The sequence below is a fragment of the Chryseobacterium sp. TQ-BC-N36 genome, from assembly GCF_058382295.1.
On record NZ_CM178175.1, the window covers coordinates 4,836,127 to 4,853,435 of the forward strand.

18 protein-coding genes are annotated in these 17,309 nt (G+C 36.1%); 8 read left to right on the forward strand and 10 right to left on the reverse strand.

The window, feature by feature from the left end; all coding sequences use genetic code 11:
• Position 1 precedes the first annotated feature (1 nt).
• Positions 2 to 763 carry a TatD family hydrolase gene (locus AC3FI7_RS21880; protein WP_491460900.1) on the forward strand — a complete coding sequence of 254 codons (762 nt, stop codon included), beginning with the start codon at positions 2 to 4 and terminating at the stop codon, positions 761 to 763.
• A 59-nt stretch (positions 764 to 822) separates the two neighbouring features.
• Here the strand turns inward: AC3FI7_RS21880 and AC3FI7_RS21885 are convergent, their stop codons facing one another.
• From AC3FI7_RS21885 to hpt, 6 genes are all read right to left on the reverse strand, one after another.
• A complete protein-coding gene (locus AC3FI7_RS21885) occupies positions 823 to 2,130 on the reverse strand; it encodes a DEAD/DEAH box helicase (RefSeq protein WP_142724695.1) in 1,308 nt (435 codons plus the stop codon).
• Between the two features lie 188 nt (positions 2,131 to 2,318).
• Positions 2,319 to 2,948 (reverse strand): porin family protein, encoded by a 630-nt coding sequence (locus AC3FI7_RS21890; protein ID WP_491460901.1) that lies wholly within the window; start codon positions 2,946 to 2,948, stop codon positions 2,319 to 2,321.
• A 94-nt stretch (positions 2,949 to 3,042) separates the two neighbouring features.
• Positions 3,043 to 3,534: a DUF6438 domain-containing protein gene (locus tag AC3FI7_RS21895; protein WP_002981286.1), complete on the reverse strand. Its 492-nt coding sequence runs from the start codon at positions 3,532 to 3,534 to the stop codon at positions 3,043 to 3,045.
• A 199-nt stretch (positions 3,535 to 3,733) separates the two neighbouring features.
• On the reverse strand, positions 3,734 to 4,717 hold the full coding sequence (gene obgE / locus AC3FI7_RS21900) for a GTPase ObgE (RefSeq protein WP_002981284.1): 984 nt from the start codon (positions 4,715 to 4,717) through the stop codon (positions 3,734 to 3,736).
• Between the two features lie 55 nt (positions 4,718 to 4,772).
• On the reverse strand, positions 4,773 to 5,351 hold the full coding sequence (locus tag AC3FI7_RS21905) for an adenylate kinase (protein ID WP_142724691.1): 579 nt from the start codon (positions 5,349 to 5,351) through the stop codon (positions 4,773 to 4,775).
• A 117-nt stretch (positions 5,352 to 5,468) separates the two neighbouring features.
• Positions 5,469 to 6,023 carry a hypoxanthine phosphoribosyltransferase gene (hpt, locus tag AC3FI7_RS21910; RefSeq protein ID WP_142724774.1) on the reverse strand — a complete coding sequence of 185 codons (555 nt, stop codon included), beginning with the start codon at positions 6,021 to 6,023 and terminating at the stop codon, positions 5,469 to 5,471.
• Positions 6,024 to 6,218: 195 nt separating this feature from the next.
• Between hpt and AC3FI7_RS21915 the strand changes: the two genes are divergently transcribed.
• Positions 6,219 to 7,808, forward strand: a complete 1,590-nt coding sequence (locus AC3FI7_RS21915) for an ABC-F family ATP-binding cassette domain-containing protein (RefSeq protein ID WP_491460902.1) — start codon at positions 6,219 to 6,221, stop codon at positions 7,806 to 7,808.
• 138 nt (positions 7,809 to 7,946) lie between these two features.
• On the opposite strand, the gene AC3FI7_RS21920 is transcribed toward AC3FI7_RS21915, so the two are convergent.
• The 4 genes from AC3FI7_RS21920 to AC3FI7_RS21935 form a co-directional block, all read right to left on the reverse strand.
• Complete coding sequence (locus AC3FI7_RS21920; protein ID WP_142724689.1) at positions 7,947 to 8,498, reverse strand: AAA family ATPase; 552 nt, start codon at positions 8,496 to 8,498, stop codon at positions 7,947 to 7,949.
• The gene (locus AC3FI7_RS21925; RefSeq protein ID WP_491460903.1) at positions 8,495 to 9,424 is read right to left on the reverse strand and encodes an alpha/beta fold hydrolase; all 930 of its coding nucleotides are present in this window, start codon (positions 9,422 to 9,424) and stop codon (positions 8,495 to 8,497) included. Before AC3FI7_RS21925 ends, AC3FI7_RS21920 begins: the two co-directional genes overlap by 4 nt.
• A 120-nt stretch (positions 9,425 to 9,544) precedes the next feature.
• Positions 9,545 to 9,994 (reverse strand): hypothetical protein, encoded by a 450-nt coding sequence (locus tag AC3FI7_RS21930; RefSeq protein WP_491460904.1) that lies wholly within the window; start codon positions 9,992 to 9,994, stop codon positions 9,545 to 9,547.
• A 14-nt stretch (positions 9,995 to 10,008) separates the two neighbouring features.
• Positions 10,009 to 10,797 (reverse strand): hypothetical protein, encoded by a 789-nt coding sequence (locus tag AC3FI7_RS21935; protein ID WP_491460905.1) that lies wholly within the window; start codon positions 10,795 to 10,797, stop codon positions 10,009 to 10,011.
• A gap of 212 nt (positions 10,798 to 11,009) precedes the next feature.
• On the opposite strand from AC3FI7_RS21935, the gene AC3FI7_RS21940 reads away from it, so the two are divergent.
• The 6 genes from AC3FI7_RS21940 (at position 11,010) to dapB (ending at position 17,181) form a co-directional block, all read left to right on the forward strand.
• Positions 11,010 to 12,296 carry an adenylosuccinate synthase gene (locus AC3FI7_RS21940; protein ID WP_002981272.1) on the forward strand — a complete coding sequence of 429 codons (1,287 nt, stop codon included), beginning with the start codon at positions 11,010 to 11,012 and terminating at the stop codon, positions 12,294 to 12,296.
• A gap of 731 nt (positions 12,297 to 13,027) precedes the next feature.
• The gene (locus AC3FI7_RS21945) at positions 13,028 to 13,879 is read left to right on the forward strand and encodes an energy transducer TonB (RefSeq protein ID WP_491460906.1); all 852 of its coding nucleotides are present in this window, start codon (positions 13,028 to 13,030) and stop codon (positions 13,877 to 13,879) included.
• Positions 13,880 to 14,043: 164 nt separating this feature from the next.
• A complete protein-coding gene (locus AC3FI7_RS21950; protein WP_002981269.1) occupies positions 14,044 to 14,817 on the forward strand; it encodes a ParA family protein in 774 nt (257 codons plus the stop codon).
• A 70-nt stretch (positions 14,818 to 14,887) separates the two neighbouring features.
• Complete coding sequence (locus tag AC3FI7_RS21955; RefSeq protein ID WP_002981266.1) at positions 14,888 to 15,778, forward strand: ParB/RepB/Spo0J family partition protein; 891 nt, start codon at positions 14,888 to 14,890, stop codon at positions 15,776 to 15,778.
• The gene (locus AC3FI7_RS21960) at positions 15,779 to 16,417 is read left to right on the forward strand and encodes a DUF5683 domain-containing protein (RefSeq protein ID WP_142724684.1); all 639 of its coding nucleotides are present in this window, start codon (positions 15,779 to 15,781) and stop codon (positions 16,415 to 16,417) included.
• A gap of 62 nt (positions 16,418 to 16,479) precedes the next feature.
• The gene (dapB, locus tag AC3FI7_RS21965; protein ID WP_142724683.1) at positions 16,480 to 17,181 is read left to right on the forward strand and encodes a 4-hydroxy-tetrahydrodipicolinate reductase; all 702 of its coding nucleotides are present in this window, start codon (positions 16,480 to 16,482) and stop codon (positions 17,179 to 17,181) included.
• Positions 17,182 to 17,309 lie beyond the last annotated feature (128 nt).

The following is a 17,309-nucleotide window of genomic DNA, read 5'->3' on the forward strand; positions in this document are numbered from 1 at the left end:
AATGATTGATACACATACACATCTATACGCAGAAGAATTCGATGAAGACCGAAAAGGAGCTATCCAGAGAGCTTTAGATAAAGGAATTACAGAATTTTACCTTCCTGCCATTGACTCTGAATCCCATGAAAAAATGTTGCAGCTGGAAACGGAATATCCGGGACAGATTTTTTCAATGATGGGTCTGCATCCTTGTTATGTAAAACCGGAATCTTGGGAGAAAGAACTTGAAATTGTGAAAAACTATCTTGATCAGAGACATTTTCCTGCAATAGGAGAAATTGGAATTGATCTCTACTGGGATAAAACAACTTTGGATATTCAGGTGAAAGCTTTTGAACAGCAGATCGACTGGGCAATAGAAAAAGACCTTCCTATTGTTATTCATACAAGAGAAAGCTTTGACGAGACATTCGAAGTGCTGGAAAGAAAAAAACATCCAAGACTGAGAGGGATCTTCCACTGTTTTTCAGGAAATGTTGAACAGGCACAGCATGCTATTGATCTTAATTTCATTTTAGGCATCGGTGGAGTAGTAACTTTTAAAAACGGAAAAATAGATCAGTTTCTGAACGATGTTCCACTGGACAAGATTGTTCTGGAAACAGATTCTCCTTATCTGGCTCCGGTTCCGCACAGGGGGAAAAGAAACGAAAGTTCTTATCTTGATCTGGTAGCCGGAAAACTGGTGAATATCTATGGAAAAGACTTTTCGGAAATAGACCGCATTACCACAGAGAATGCAAAGAAGCTTTTTAAGTAGTACAATTTTAATTACAAGATAAATGAAACCCCTTTCCAACATTGAAAAGGGGTTTGCTTTTATTTCTTTCTGGTGAAATTTTTATTTTTAGGTTTTTTAAATCCTACTGAAGCCGTTGGTGAAGGCTTTTTACGATTTTTATTTGACCTTGAATTAGTATTGCTGTTTCCTGCTTTAGGTTTTTCACCACCGGCAGGCATAGGTTTGTTATTCGAATCTCTTTTTTGAGCAACCAGATCATCCGTATGGAAAGGATGGTCTTTGATCACAGGAATTTTCTTCCCGATCAGCTTTTCTGTGTTCTTTAAGTTTAGAAGATCAAGCCCGTCGACAAAAGAAATAGAGGTTCCTTCGGCTCCGGCTCTTCCTGTTCTTCCGATACGGTGTACATAGGTTTCCGAAACATCGGAAAGCTCAAAATTGATCACAAATTTCAATTCGTCAATGTCAATTCCTCTTGCTGCAATATCTGTGGCAACAAGAATTCTTGTTTTTCCGGATTTAAAGTTGTTTAAAGCATTTTGTCTTGCATTCTGAGATTTATTACCATGAATGGCCTCTGCAGAAATGTTATCTTTCTGAAGCTTTCTTGCAATTTTATCCGCCCCGTGTTTTGTTCGTGAAAATACCAGTACCGAGTCTGAAATATCATTTTCAAGAATGTGGGTCAATAAGTTCAGTTTATTTTCCTTTTCAACAAAATACACCGACTGTTTGATGGTGTCTGCCGTAGAAGATACCGGAGTTACTTCTACTTTTACAGGATTATTCAGGATGGAATTGGCCAGCTTTTGAATCTCACCGGGCATCGTTGCCGAAAAGAATAAAGTCTGTCTCTTTTGAGGTAAAAGCTTAATGATTCTTTTTACATCATGTACAAAACCCATATCCAGCATTCTGTCTGCTTCGTCCAGAACAAAGATCTCAAGATTTTTCAGACTGATGATTCCCTGCGCAATGAAGTCAAGAAGTCTTCCTGGTGTGGCAACCAGAATATCAACGCCCTTTTTAAGAGCAGCTTCCTGGTTTCCTTGTTTTACACCTCCGAAAATAACCAGTTGTTTTAATGGAAGGTATTTACCATAGGCATTAATGTTTTCCTCGATCTGAATAGCCAGTTCTCTGGTGGGAGTAAGGATTAATGCTTTTATATGTTTATTGGGGATTTTATTTTTGGATAAATTCTGTAAGATAGGAATAGAAAAAGCAGCTGTTTTACCAGTTCCTGTCTGTGCGCAGCCTAAAAAGTCTCTGCCATCTAAGATATCAGGAATAGATCTTTCCTGAATAGGGGTTGGAGTAGTGTAACCCTGCTCCTGGATTGCTTTTGCAATAGGTTCTATTAAGTTTAAGTCTGTAAAATTCAAATGAATTATTTTAAAATTTAAATAAAAATTCCTTCAGTCTGAAAGAATTACATTCTGCAAAGGTAGTTTAAAAAAAATTAAGATATATTTAAGTGTTTTATGTCTTTAGTGAAAATATAACTGACCTGTAAAATTTAAATGGCTGCTCATACCTGGGCAGCCGTTTTATTGAGATAAAAATCTGGAATTTATTTGAATCTATATCCTACACCAGCCTGTAAAAATCCGATTTTTGTGGGAACGGTATTTTCTTTGTTGGTTTCAAAGAAGTTGAAGTGGTACCGGGCATCCACAAAAAATTTCTCATTAATCTTATATTCCGTACCCAGAAAAGGGAAAAAGTTCAATGTTTTAGAGCCTTCAGAGTTGGTAGTGACCTCACCGTTAAAAATAGTGTCTGTTTTTATCTTGGATGATATATTAATTCCTATATTCATTCCTACAGAAGCAGAAAGATTTGGAATTAAATAATACTTCAGTGAAATGGGAACCTGTATCTGATTGAGTTTATATTCAAATTTCATATCTCCCATGTTGACAATTTCGTTGCCTATCAACTGAACTCCGGGATAGATCTCCTTACCACCCAGTTGTGTGTATAATACTTCAGCCTGTAAGCCAAACTTAGAGGACAAAGGCTGCTCGGCCAGAATACCAGCGTAGAAATAAGATTTTGAATCGAGCTGTGTGTTAAAGAATTTCATGCTGGATAAGGTATATCCTCCTTTTACTCCAAAACTCATCGATTCGGAAGTTTTTTGTGCATTACTTATTGTTGATAAAACAAATGCCAGAGCTAAAAAAATGTTCTTTTTCATGTTTTTTTGAATGGTTAATAGTTCTGTAAAATAATAATTCCTCCCAGAAGAAGGAATTATTATGACAAAGATAGTTTAAATATTTTTATAAGGCTTATTTCACCTTAGTCCATTGCTGGTTTTTTCTTAGATTCTCAAAAAACTTATAGACTTCCGAAAGCTTCTCACTTCCGCGTTTTCCATAATCTTCTACATTTTTTGAAGTTCCGTCAGCAAATTTGATTCTTAAATAAGAGGTTGGAAGATCCGTAATATTGTGTTCTCCGTATTTATCATTTAAACCTTTTACATTAAGCCCATCCAGCAAACTGATTAATTGATTATAATCTTCTTCTTTGATGGTTCCTTTAAAAGTGCCTTCACGTGGCTTGGAAAATTCATCCTTTGAAGGCTTGTCATTAAAATTAAAATGTTCTGCCTCAAAAACAGCAGTTCTGTCCGGATTAATTGTCATTTTAAAAACAGGGCAGAATCCAAAACATGGAGTCGCTTCATATTCAATGGTAGAATATTTGGAATTTACTTTCTGAGAAGTGTTACAGGAAAATAAAAAGATCAATGCACAAAGGCCTAGTAAATATTTCATAGCTTTTCAATTTCAAAGGGTCACGTCAATAATTGTTCCAAAAGATAAAATGTTTTTTTGTTTTTATGTTAAATATAAAGGGATAAATCTGTTAAGTTGATTTCAATAAGAGCAATTTTATAAATAAAAACAGCCTCAGAGAAATCTGAGGCTGTTTTTTTATGATGCAGTTACTATAAAAGTAATTCAATGTACAATTTTATCCGTGCAATTGTTTCCAGATGGCATCTTTCAGTTCCATAAGACCTTCACCGGTAACTCCCGAGAAGAACAAAGGCTGTCTGTTCTCAGGAAATTCTGCTGCAATTTCTTTTTTCAGTTCATCATCCAGAAGATCGGATTTTGAAACAGAAATGATGAAATCTTTATCAAGTAATTCAGGATTGTATTCTTTTAATTCATTCTCAAGAATTTTAAACTCTTGGAAATGATTTTCGGAATCAGCCGGAATTAAGAACAATAGGATAGAGTTTCTTTCAATATGTCTCAGGAATCTGTGTCCCAAGCCTTTTCCTTCAGCTGCTCCTTCAATAATCCCCGGAATATCAGCCATTACAAATGATTTGTAATTTCTGTAATCTACAATTCCAAGGTTAGGAGTCAATGTGGTAAAAGCGTAGTTGGCAATTTTGGGTTTTGCCGCAGAAACAGATGCCAGAAGTGTAGATTTTCCGGCATTCGGAAATCCAACCAGCCCTACGTCAGCCAAAATTTTAAGCTCGAAAACGATATAACCTTCTTCTCCCGGAAGACCTGGCTGTGCATATCTCGGGGTCTGATTGGTTGAAGATTTGAAGTGCTCATTTCCCAAACCTCCTTTACCACCATGCATCAGAATGATTTCCTGTCCGTCTTCTAAAATTTCACCGATAATTTCGCCTTCTTCATTTTTGGCAATAGTTCCTACCGGAACTTCAATATAAACATCAGCTCCGAAAGCTCCCGTAAGCTGGTTTTTTCCTCCGTTTTCACCACGTTCAGCTTTTACGTGACGGGTGTATCGAAGGGGAAGCAAAGTCCATTCGTTGGCATTTCCTTTCATGATGATGTGACCTCCACGACCTCCGTCGCCACCGTCAGGACCACCTTTAGGAATATACTTTTCACGGCGAAGGTGGGCAGAACCAGCACCTCCGTGTCCGCTTTTACAATGGATCTTTACGTAATCTACAAAGTTAGACATATAGTTTGTGTTGCGGGTTGCGGGATGAAAATTCGAATCCCGTACTCATTCCCGATTATTTAATTTTTTCTACCTCAGCGAAAAGTTTTTGGGAAATCTCATCAATTTCACCAACACCGTTTACCTCTACATATTTACCCTGCTGCTTATAAAGCTCGGCAACTTCTGCTGTTTTGGTATAATATTCTTTAATTCTGTTTTCGATGATCTCTACATTGCTGTCGTCTGATCTTCCGCTGGTTTCTCCTCTTTTCAGAAGTCTTTCCACCAAAATTTTGTCCTCTACGACCAATGAAAGGCAGATGTCAATCTTGTCATTCAGTACTTCTTTAACGATTTTTTCCAAAGCTTCTGTCTGAGCAGTTGTTCTTGGGTATCCGTCAAAGATAAAACCATTGGTATCCGTAGGTTTTTTGATCTCATCGATCAGCATATCTGTTGTTACCTGATCCGGAACCAATTCACCCTTATCGATGTATGATTTAGCCAGTTTTCCAAGTTCAGTGTCGTTTTTCATGTTGTATCTGAAAAGATCACCTGTTGAAACCTGTTTTAAATTGAATTTTTCGATCAGATTCTGGGCTTGCGTTCCTTTTCCACTTCCTGGAGGGCCGAACAGAACAATGTTTATCATAATGTTGATTCGCTTCCGGCAATTGGCATTTTGCTTTCAGCTTTTTTAAGTTATTATTAAATTTATTTCTTTATATAATTTTAAGCTAAAAGCTACCAGCTAATAGCCAACAGCACTTTAATGGTTGATTTGTCCTTCTTCCAGCTGATACAGATTCGGCAGGTTTCTTCCTAATTCATCATAATCAAGTCCGTATCCAAGTACAAATTTGTTTGGAATTTCTTTCCCGATATAATCCAGTTTGAAATCTTTTTTATAAACTTCGGGCTTCAGTAGGAAACTTGCCAGTTTTACAGATTTAGGGCGTTGTGTTTCTTTAAAATATTTGAAAAGACTTTCAACCGTATTTCCTGTATCAACGATGTCTTCTACAAGAATGATGTGACGGTCTTTCACATCTTTAGTCAGTTCCATTTTCTGATAAACAATCCCTGTAGACTCAGTTCCTACATAAGAACTCATTTGAATGAAGGCAATCTCGCATTCCCCCGGGTAATATTTCAAAAGATCTGAGAAGAACATAATTACCCCATTTAAAACACCAATGAAAACAGGAACTTCATCCTTGTAATCTTCATAAATTCTTAACGCTGTCTCTTTTACAATCTCCTGAATTTCGGCATCCTTTAAATAAGGAACGAAAGTTTTGTCGTGAACTTTAATGCTTTCCATAAAATTTTTAGTAGGAGGCAAAGTTACGGATTTTAGATTTTTCAATAAAATCTTTTTGTGTTTAATCCGGTATTTGTGCTATCTTTGTTCTTTCAAAACCCAAAAATACAGAGATGTAGGATATAATTTCTTTCCGATTTGATCAGACGATAACTATTATGTTATTGGTGTTTAACTATTATTAAGAAAGAAATCATGATTTTACTGCAAAATATATCCTTTGGGTTTCCGGGAGGAAATCTTCTATTCAATCATATCAATTTAACAATACAGTCTCATACCAAATCTGCCCTGGTAGGGAGTAACGGTATGGGAAAATCAACCCTGCTGAAAATGATGGCGGGCGAAATTCAACCTTTGGATGGGCATATTAACATTCAGGGTGATATTTTTTATGTGCCCCAGATGTTCGGGAATTTCAATCATCTCACCATTGCTGAATGTCTGAAAATAGATCAGAAGCTGTATGCTCTTGAAAAAATCACCGGCGGAGAGGTGGATGAAATTTATTTTGAAATACTCAATGATGACTGGGATATTGAAGAACGGTGTCAGCATGCTCTGGAATATTGGCAACTCGATCATTTTGAACTAACACAAAAGCTGGAGGGCCTGAGCGGTGGGCAGAAAACCAAAGTCTTTCTCGCCGGAATCCAGATCAATCAGCCTGATATGATCATTCTGGATGAACCCACCAATCACCTGGATCATGATGGAAGAAAGCTGTTGTATGATCTTATTGACAAAACAGATGCAACCGTCGTTATCGTAAGCCACGACCGTACCTTACTCAATCTTGTTGATACCATTTTCGAATTAAGCAATCAGGGAATAGCAGCCTATGGAGGAAATTATGACTTTTACGCAGAGCAGAAAGAAGTGGAGGAAGAAGCTTTACATAATGATATCCATGCTAAAGAACGAGCATTGAAAAAAGCAAAAGAAAAAGAGCGGGAAACATTGGAGCGAAAACAAAAGCTGGATGCCAGAGGGAAAGGGAAACAGGAAAAATCCGGAGTGGCGAGGATTATGATGAATACGCTCCGGAATAATGCTGAGAAAAATTCTTCCAAATTAAAATCTGTCCATGCTGAGAAAATCAGCGGCATTTCAGACGAATTAAGAGGACTTCGTTCATCAGTAAGAAATGCCGATCAGATGAAAGTTAATTTTAATGATTCTAACCTTCATTCAGGAAAGATCCTTGTTATCGCTGAAAGTATAAATTTCAGCTACCAAAAGGAAGAGCTCTGGAAAGAAAGCCTTAATCTTGAGATCCGGAGTGGAGACAGAATCTCGATTAAAGGAGACAATGGATCAGGAAAAACCACACTGATAAAACTTCTGCTGGGAAAAATTGAACCTTCTGAAGGAAAAATAAGCAGAGCGGAATTCAACAGTATTTATATTGATCAGGAATACTCTTTGATTCATAATGATTCAATGCTGTATGATTTTGTCCAGAATTTCAATGACAACGCCATGCAGGAGTCTGAAGTGAAAACATTACTCTCCAGATTTTTATTTGGAAAAGATACCTGGGATAAGAAATGCGGTATGCTGAGCGGGGGAGAGCGTTTAAGATTACTTCTCTGTGGGCTGTCTATCAGCAATAAAGCTCCGGATATGATCATTCTTGATGAACCCACCAATAACCTCGATCTTCAGAATGTAGAAATTCTTACCAATTCCATTAAAGACTACCATGGAACTTTATTAGTGATTTCACATGATGAAGTCTTTCTGGAAGAGATTGGTATAGACAGGGAATTATCGCTTAACTAATGATTGTATTTACAATTTGTACAGAATTAATATCAATAGAGGCGGGCTTTAGCTGTCTATCAATAGATTAGAAATCCTTCGGCTTTAGCCAAAACTTATCATAAAAATCCCGGCTGACTATAACCGGGATTTTGCTTTTTATTTTTCTCTTTTCCTGTTGATTGCATCCAGAACCATATCCATCTTTTGTTGTAGTTCATAATCCCCTGAAATTTCAATGAAAGGAATATTCATCTCAGACAGCCATTCCAGATGAGCCTTTAAAGTCCTGGTGGCAATCCCGGTATTGTAATCATAATCTTTAGCCCAATCTATGAATTCCTGATATTTTTGAGCTTTTTCCGGATGAGTGAAAATTTCATCACCATATCTTTCATATTCCCTTTTTTTCAATCTTTCCATTCGTATTTCAGGAGGAAGATAGAGAAATACAATCAGATCAAATACCGGAAATACATTTTCACCCCAATGAATGATTGAACCTCCGAAAATCCAGTTTTCAGTGGTATGAAGTTTATCCGAAACAAAGGTGTTCCTTATTTCAGGATTCTGTTTTTCTGTAAAAGGAATTTCAGTTTTAAGCCAGAAAAAATCATCACTGTCGAAGTATTCTATATTGAGTTTTTCAGACAATGCTTTTCCTAGAGTGGTAACGCCGGAACCTGAAGCTCCGAAAATATGGAGCCTCATGATTTTGTTATAATCCAGTTATAAATCCCGTTCAGTACCTCTTCCCGTATTTCCTCATTCAGAATCTCATGGCGCATTTCCGGATAGATCTTTACATCTACATGCTGAAAACCATCAGCTTTTAAGTTGTTGGCCGTATGCATTACGCCTTTTCCAAAATCACCGATCGGGTCATTCTGCCCGCTTACCAATAAAAATGGAAATGATTTCGGAATGGAAGATGCCCAGTTTCTGGCGGTAGCTTTTTTATAGATGGTAAACAAGGTATAAAAAGCATTATGGGTGAACGGAATTCCACAGAGTTCATCCTGTTCAAAAGCTTTTCTGTTGTTGCGATTTACACTTAACCAGCTGGTATCACTGAAATCTTTGTCCTTTTTAAAATGTTTGTTATTGACACTCGTAAAAACAGAATTCAAAAAAGTACGGTGACGAGGAGCGATAGCTGTGGCTAATGACAAATAACCTCTCAATATATCGATTCCCAGTAAAGGTCCGCCGGTTCCTGTAATGATAGCTCCGGAAAATTTACTGCTTGCTTTTTGAAGAAGACATCGTGTTATAAAAGATCCCATAGAATGTCCCAGAATAAAATGGGGAATGTTTGGAAACTGTTCTGCAAGGTGATCAGCCATCATTTCGGTATCGGCAACAAGCCTTTCATCCGGTTTTTCAAGCTGAAAGAAGCCAATGTCTTTTTTCTCTTTTACAGATTTTCCATGTCCCAGATGATCATAAGTCAATACGGCAATTCCATGAGCAGCAAAATATTCTGCAATCTCTGCATATCTTCCGCTGTGTTCCTGCATGCCGTGAACAATGAGTAGAGTGGCTTTGGTTGTTTCCGGGGAAAAAAGAGTGTAGAAAAGCTGGGAGTTACTGTTTATTTTTGATGGGATGCAGGCTGATGTTTGGAATAATGGCATAGGAACTTGTTTAGGTGTTGATCAAAGATATGAAATAAGTAAAAAATTATCTTTATCAAACTTTGATGATCTTGAATGATCAGTTCTTGGATGAGCTATGAGAAAAGTTTTATATATTATTTAGAATGGTAAACTATCTTCCTCATTTTTTTTTGACAAACTAGAAATTTTCATTAGTCCTTCAACAATTTCTTCAAATCTTTTAGTTGTAAATACTTTTTCAAGTATTGTCTTTAACTTGCTTTCAGTGTCAAGAATGATAGGTTCATAAAATTTTGCTTTCAATTCTAGGGCTATCCCTCTCTCTAATAGTAATGAACAAGGGTATAATGTTGCATCAAATGATAATTCAAATACGTCAAATTTGTAACTTTTCATAAATTTACTGTGAAGAATTAAATCATATTGAAAACTATAAGGATCTTGATTTCTCATTTTTTCAACACTAGACTTTTCAAATAGAGATAAATTTAGTAATCCACCAGTAGCTTTATTAAAGCCTTGAATAGTTTCATCTACCACCTCTATTGGTGTCTTTTTAGTTTCTAAACTAAAGTTTTTCCATTCCATTTTTTATATATTTTTTATAATTGAAATTCATATTTTATAGGAAGATGATCAGAATGTATGATTTTGTTTAATGTTAGGTCAAAAATATTAAATTCTGTTGTTTGTAAAACTGTATTTATTTGTTCATTATTTATTCTTTTGAGTAATTTATGGCTAATAATAACTTGATCTAAATAATGATGATCAATTACATCAAAAACAGTATTAGATGGTCTCGTTTTTCTAAATGTCCCAGGAAAATTGATATTTGTATATAATTTCCATGTAGGATTGTAATATATATGATTTTCTTGGCCTCTAAATACTTTAATGGCACTAAAATTAGTCGTATTAGTAGCAGAAAGGCCATCGTAATTTACGATTGGAGATTCAAATGGATTAACATTAAAATCACCGATAAGTAATATACTTTTTTGTTCTGAATTTCCAATATGATTTTCAAATTGAAACTTAAATTCCGATAAATTATGTTTTAGTGCATCTAAACCATAGTTAAGCTGTGAAGGCATGTGGACAGATATAATATGTATATCTATTGATTTGATATAAATTGCTGAATAATCAGTATGTTGTAATGATAAATCAATATCTACTATTTCTTTTTTTTTAATAATTAAAATTTTATCACAGCCAGGATTTAAAAAATGTTCATAATTAGTTAAATTTAATTCAGAAATGTAAGGATTTAGTTCATTATAATTGAATTCTGCGAGAAATAAGAAGTCTGGAGATTCATCATTTAAAATGCTCGTAATTATTCTGAAATTATTTATTTTTTTTGTATTCCAAAATATTAATTTCATAGTTTAATTGATATTATAGTTTTAAAATGTTAGGGTTATCAGGTTATTCAGATTATATCTAAATTCTAACTTACAAATAATCTTTTAAATTTATCTAATTTATTTAAAAATGGTTATAAACTTTTTATCTCCCAAAAATAAAATCCATCACAAATTTGCTCACCCAATTTTTTAAAAGTAATTTTGCACGAATCTAAAAACAAAAGTAAAATATGTCAACTTATGTAGTTGTAGGTCTTCAGTACGGAGATGAAGGCAAAGGAAAAATCACGGATGTTTTATCAGCAAAATCGGACTATGTAGTACGTTTCCAGGGTGGAGACAACGCTGGTCACACGGTTTATGTGGGTGATGAGAAATTCGTTCTACACCTTCTTCCTTCAGGAGTTCTTCAATGCAAAGGGAAATGTATCATTGCGAACGGAGTAGTGGTAAACCCTAAGTCTTTCATTAAAGAAGTAGGTCAGATCGAGAGCAAGGGCTTGAGGACAGATCATATCTTTATCAGCAGAAGAGCGCATGTGATCATGCCTTACCACATCCTTTTGGATACTTACCGTGAAGAGGAGCACGGAGGAACTCAGATCGGAACTACCAAAAAAGGAATCGGACCTTGTTATGAAGATAAAATTGCAAGAGTCGGGATCAGAATGGTGGATCTTTTAAATCCAGAAATTTTAAGAGATAAAATCGAGAAAAACTTAAAAGTAAAGAATTCTCTTTTTGAAAAATATTACGGAAAACCGGCTTTAGATGTTGAAGAAATCTACAACGAATATTTAGCTATCGGAAAGCAGCTTCAGGACAGAATCGTTGATACTGAATTAGAACTGAACGAAGCAATCAGAGACGGCAAAAACGTTTTATTCGAAGGAGCACAGGCTTTAATGCTTGATATCGACTTCGGAACTTATCCGTATGTAACTTCATCATCTCCATCTACAGGTGGTGTTTGTTCAGGAGCAGGAGTTCCGCCAACGTCACTTCAAAACCTGATCGGTGTAGCAAAAGCATACTGCACAAGAGTTGGAAACGGACCTTTCCCTTCTGAACTGGATAACGAACTGGGTGAAAAAATCAGACAGATCGGTGGTGAATTCGGAGCAACGACAGGAAGACCAAGGAGAACAGGCTGGTTAGACCTTGTTTCTTTAAAGCATGCCTGTATGATCAACGGTATCAATAATCTTGTGATCACTAAGCTTGACGTTCTTACAGGAATTGAGAATCTGAAAGTAGTAACCCATTACAAAACTGAAGACGGAAAAATCATCGATTATTTTACTTCTTCAACAGAAAAACTATACAACTACGAACCAATTTACCAGGATTTACCAGGTTGGAGCGAAGATATTACTAAAGCAAGAAGCTATGATGAACTTCCTGACACTGCTCAGAAATACATCGAGTTTATTGAAAAATACTTAGGAATCAATGTTTATTTAGTTTCTGTAGGTCCTGAAAGAAGTCAGAACATCATCAGAAAAGAATTATTCTAATATTCGTAAAGATAAAAATAACAGAGAGATCATCATGGGATGGTCTCTTTTTTTGTTTTAAAAAAAACTTTTTCAATTTTTAATCAATCCTTATCAAGGTTCAAAACCTTGACAAGGATAGGCAGCCCTTTATTCAAGCAATAATCCCAATTTTGAATTTTTGCATACTTTTGCTTTAAGACAAAGTGTACAAAAGAGAAATTATGGAAGAGAATAAAATACCCCAGCGTTTTCTGGATAATATTGTGATCAGTTTGTATCTTACCATTGCTTATGCTGTTTTATTTATAGTATATTTAGGGCTACCATTCCGTCTAAGTTCAAATTTTTTACTGATCCTTTTTATTGTCTGCAGTTTGCTTTTTAGTACGGGCGGAATCTATTTTGCTGCAAAAAGCTTTTTGAAAACAAAGATCAGTTCAGTTATTCTCATTGTTATTAATGCGCTGGGATTATTAGTACCGTTTACTCTTATTCTACTGCTTTTATAATTTCTTTACTAAGCTTGTACTCTGTTATTTGTGTTTCTTTATTTGTATGAAAAATGGTAGTGCTTTTCTTGATAAACTTTCTATTTATAAATGTTAAAATTTAAACTTTATCATAAAATTTTCTAATATTATGTTGTTTTGATAAAATTTTGGCAGATGTTTTGATATTGAAACAGTACTTATCGATAAGAACAATAAAACTAATAATCAAAATTTTTAACAGTTTAAATAGTAGTAGTGATGAAACAACATAACCAAAACCAGGAATTTCGGTTTAACGAAGTCCTGTTCGAGCACCGCAATAAAGACTATGGTGCCTATGTATTAAGAAACGAATCAGATAGAATATTAACCAAAGCGCTTTTTGTAGGGATAAGTTTATTAGCAGCTGTGTCTTTAACACCGCTTGTGATTTCAGCATTTAAAACGGAAGGGAAACAAGTGTTAACAGATGGAGTAGAGATTGAGTTTACCCCAATTACACCAGACGATCCGGTTGCTCCTCCGGTAAAAATTACTCCGGTAAAGCCTGAAACAGCTCCCAATACAAAGACGTTTGACAGTACGGTGCCTACGCCATCAAGTACAGCTCAGGATAATGTGAAAAATGATCCGATTCCTGATGATGCGGTAGCAGGTTTTAAAGACAATTTTAAAGGAGAACCTGTGGTGCCTAATACACCTAATGTTCCAACAGTAACAGTAGGAACAGGGCCTGTAATCACGACACCTCCACCTGTGATTGCTGATCCGGTGGATAAAACAAAAATTGCTGAAGCAGGAGAACTTGGCGTAGAAGCCAGTTATCCGGGAGGAATAGACTCCTTCAGAAATAAAGTAATGAACAGCTTCGACGGTTCAGGATTTGAATCAGAAGATGTGGTAAAAACGACAGTTACCTTTATTGTAGAAATGGACGGAACCATCTCAGGGGTAAAAGCTAACGGAACCAACGCCGATTTTAACAATGAGGCAATGAGAACTATTAAAACAATTTCCAGTAAAGGAAAATGGATTCCCGCCAAAAACAAAAAAGGAGAATACGTAAGAAGTTATTTCAAATTTCCAATCTCAATGAAATTTGATAATTAATACGGAAAAGTAAATTTCAAATAGTTATCCACAAAGATTTTTTTTTGTGGATAATTTTTTTTATCGTTAAATTGCTTATTAACAATATTTTAACTCAATTTTGATTTTCTCCACTCACCGAGAGCAAAGAAAAAAGTGTATTTTTGAATCTTAAAGTTCTAATAATGGCAAAAATCATAGGTATTGCTAATCAAAAAGGAGGTGTTGGTAAAACTACCACCGCTGTAAATTTGGCAGCAGCATTAGGAGTATTGGAAAAAAGAATATTAATCATTGATGCTGACCCTCAGGCGAATGCAACATCCGGTCTGGGTGTTGAAGATGTTCAGTATTCTACATATAATCTACTGGAGCACAGTGCGGATACGAGGGTTTGTATCAAAAGGACAGCGACTCCGAATCTGGATATTATTCCGTCACACATCGACCTGGTAGCTGCAGAAATCGAATTGGTAGACAAGGAAGACCGTGAGTATATGCTGAAAAAAGCATTGGCCAGTGTGAGAGATGATTATGACTATATCATTATCGACTGTGCACCGAGTTTAGGTCTTATTACAGTAAACGCCCTTACTGCGGCAGATTCTGTAATTATTCCGATCCAATGCGAATACTTTGCATTAGAGGGGCTTGGAAAGCTTTTGAATACCGTTAAAAACGTTCAGAAGATCCATAATAAAGATCTTGGAATAGAAGGTCTTCTTCTTACCATGTATGACAGCCGTCTTAGATTATCCAATCAGGTAGTGGAAGAAGTAAATTTACACTTCCCGGAGATGGTTTTTGAAACCATTATCAGCAGAAATGTAAGATTGAGTGAAGCACCAAGTTTCGGGGAAAGTATCCTGAATTATGATGCAGAAAGTAAGGGAGCTGTTCAGTATATTCAGTTAGCTGAAGAGGTTCTTTTAAAGAATGAAAACTTAATAAAGAATTAAATTAATAATAAATGGGCAATAAGTGAATGCCGGTCATTCACTTCTCAAACATCATTTATCAATTATATCTATGAAGGACAAAAAAAGAGCTATGGGACGCGGCCTGGGTGCCATTTTAAGTGCAGAATCCAAAGCAACGATCAATTCAGCTACTGATGAAGGAGCAGATAAGTTTGTGGGAAATATTGTAGAAGTTGCGCTTGAAGATATCTATCCGAACCCGACGCAGCCGAGAACTTATTTTGATGAAAAAGCATTAAATGAACTTGCACAGTCTATTAAAAATTTAGGAGTGATCCAGCCGATTACCCTGAGAAAAGACGGTGAAAAGTTTGAAATCATTTCCGGGGAAAGACGTTACAGAGCAACTAAAATTGCCGGGTTAACGACTATTCCTGCCTATATCCGTTTAGTCAACGATCAGGAACTTCTTGAGATGGCTCTTGTTGAAAACATTCAGAGAGAAGACCTGGATGCTATCGAAATCGCCCTGACTTATCACAGGCTTCTTGAAGAGATCGGTCTTACTCAGGAAACGCTGAGCCAGAGAGTAGGAAAGGATAGAAGTACCATTACCAACTCTATCAGATTATTAAGACTGAATCCGGATATCCAGAATGCGATCAGAAGCGGTGAAATTTCTGCAGGACACGGAAGAGCTATTATCAGTCTTGAAAGTGAAGAAGATCAGCAGGTTCTGTTTGATCTTATTATCAAAGAAAAATTAAATGTTCGTCAGGCAGAGCAGGCAGCTGCTGCATTGAAGAACCCGAAGTCTCCTGCTGCTAAAAAAGCAAAAGTGGAGCTTTCCAATAATTATAAAAAAGCCCAGAAGACCATTGCTGATATCTTAGATGTAAAAGTAGAGATCAAAGCTTCTGGAAATGGTAAAAAAGGTAAAATTGTTCTGGACTTCAAAAATGAAGAAGAGCTGGAATATATTTTATCCCATATTAAATAAATGAAGAAAATATTTTTCACATTTTTCTTGTGTATCGCTGCACTGGCTTATTCACAAGTAAAACCTATCGATACGGTTCGGATGCAGACTCCTCCGAAAGAGGAGCCACGTGTGGTAAAGCCAGGCAAAACAGAAGCAAAAATCATTGAAGATCTTGAAAAAGCTAATGGACCTACCGCAAAAACCATAAAGCTGAATCCTACCAGAGCAGGATTGTATTCTGCTGTTTTACCTGGATTGGGACAGTTTTATAATAAAAAATACTGGAAAATTCCTATTGTTTGGGGAGCTGTAGGAGCAGGAGTAGGTATTGCCGTATGGAATGATAATCAGTACAAAAAATACCGTGAATATTATGTGGCTAAACTGAACGGTACTCCCAATGAATTTGTAGACAGCCATCCGTGGTTAGACAAAAGAGCTTTGGGAAATGCACAGGACAGAGCCAAAAGACAAAGGGATTATGCTATCGCCATTACAGGATTGATCTATATTCTGAATATTGTAGACGCTGTAGTAGATGCACACCTTTACGAAAGCCGCCATGATCCGGATTTGGTTTTTAAGCCATCGGTTATTCAGGATCAGTATGGTTATAGTGCTCCGAAAACAGGATTCAGTTTAAGTTATAGATTTTAAAATACAATATATCTGCAGGAAAATCATATTTTGAATGCAGGATTAAAAATTAAAAAGATTATATGAAAATAGCATTAGTTGGTTACGGTAAAATGGGTAAGATCATTGATGAGATTGCACAGAAGAGAGGTCATGAAGTAGTAGCCCGTCTGAAGGAAACTCCAACTGCTGAAAATCTTAATAATCCGGATGTCGTTATTGAGTTCTCATTGCCGGAAGTGGCGTTTGAAAATATCAAAGCTTGTCTTGAAAACAAAATACCTGTAATCTGCGGAACGACGGGTTGGCTTGAGAAAAAAGCTGAAATAGAAAAACTGGCTGTCGAAAATGATACCGCATTTTTATATGGCTCCAACTTCAGTTTAGGAGTGAATTTATTTTTTGCTCTGAACGAAAAGCTTGCGGATCTGATGAAAAACGTAGATGAATACTCCTGCCAGCTGGAAGAAATTCACCACATCCATAAAAAAGATGCACCAAGTGGAACAGCAATCTCCATCGCAGAAGGAATTATCCAGAACAATCCGAAATTCGACGCCTGGAAACTGGAAGAAACAGAAGGCAAACAGCTTGGAATTTTTGCAGTACGTGAAGATGAGGTTCCGGGAACCCACAGTGTGTATTACAGAAGCGAAGTTGATGAAATTGAGATCAAACATACTGCTTTTAACAGGAACGGTTTTGCACTGGGAGCTGTAGTGGCTGCTGAGTGGATTAAAGATAAAAAAGGAAACTTCGGAATGAAAGATGTTTTGGGACTTTAATTTGTAACAAATTCTGTAAATTGCAGACCAATAATACAGAAAATGATGAATAGTGAATTGTAAACAGCGTCCTGCTTTTATCATTTATTACTCATCATTTTATCATTTATATCATAAGAATAGGCACA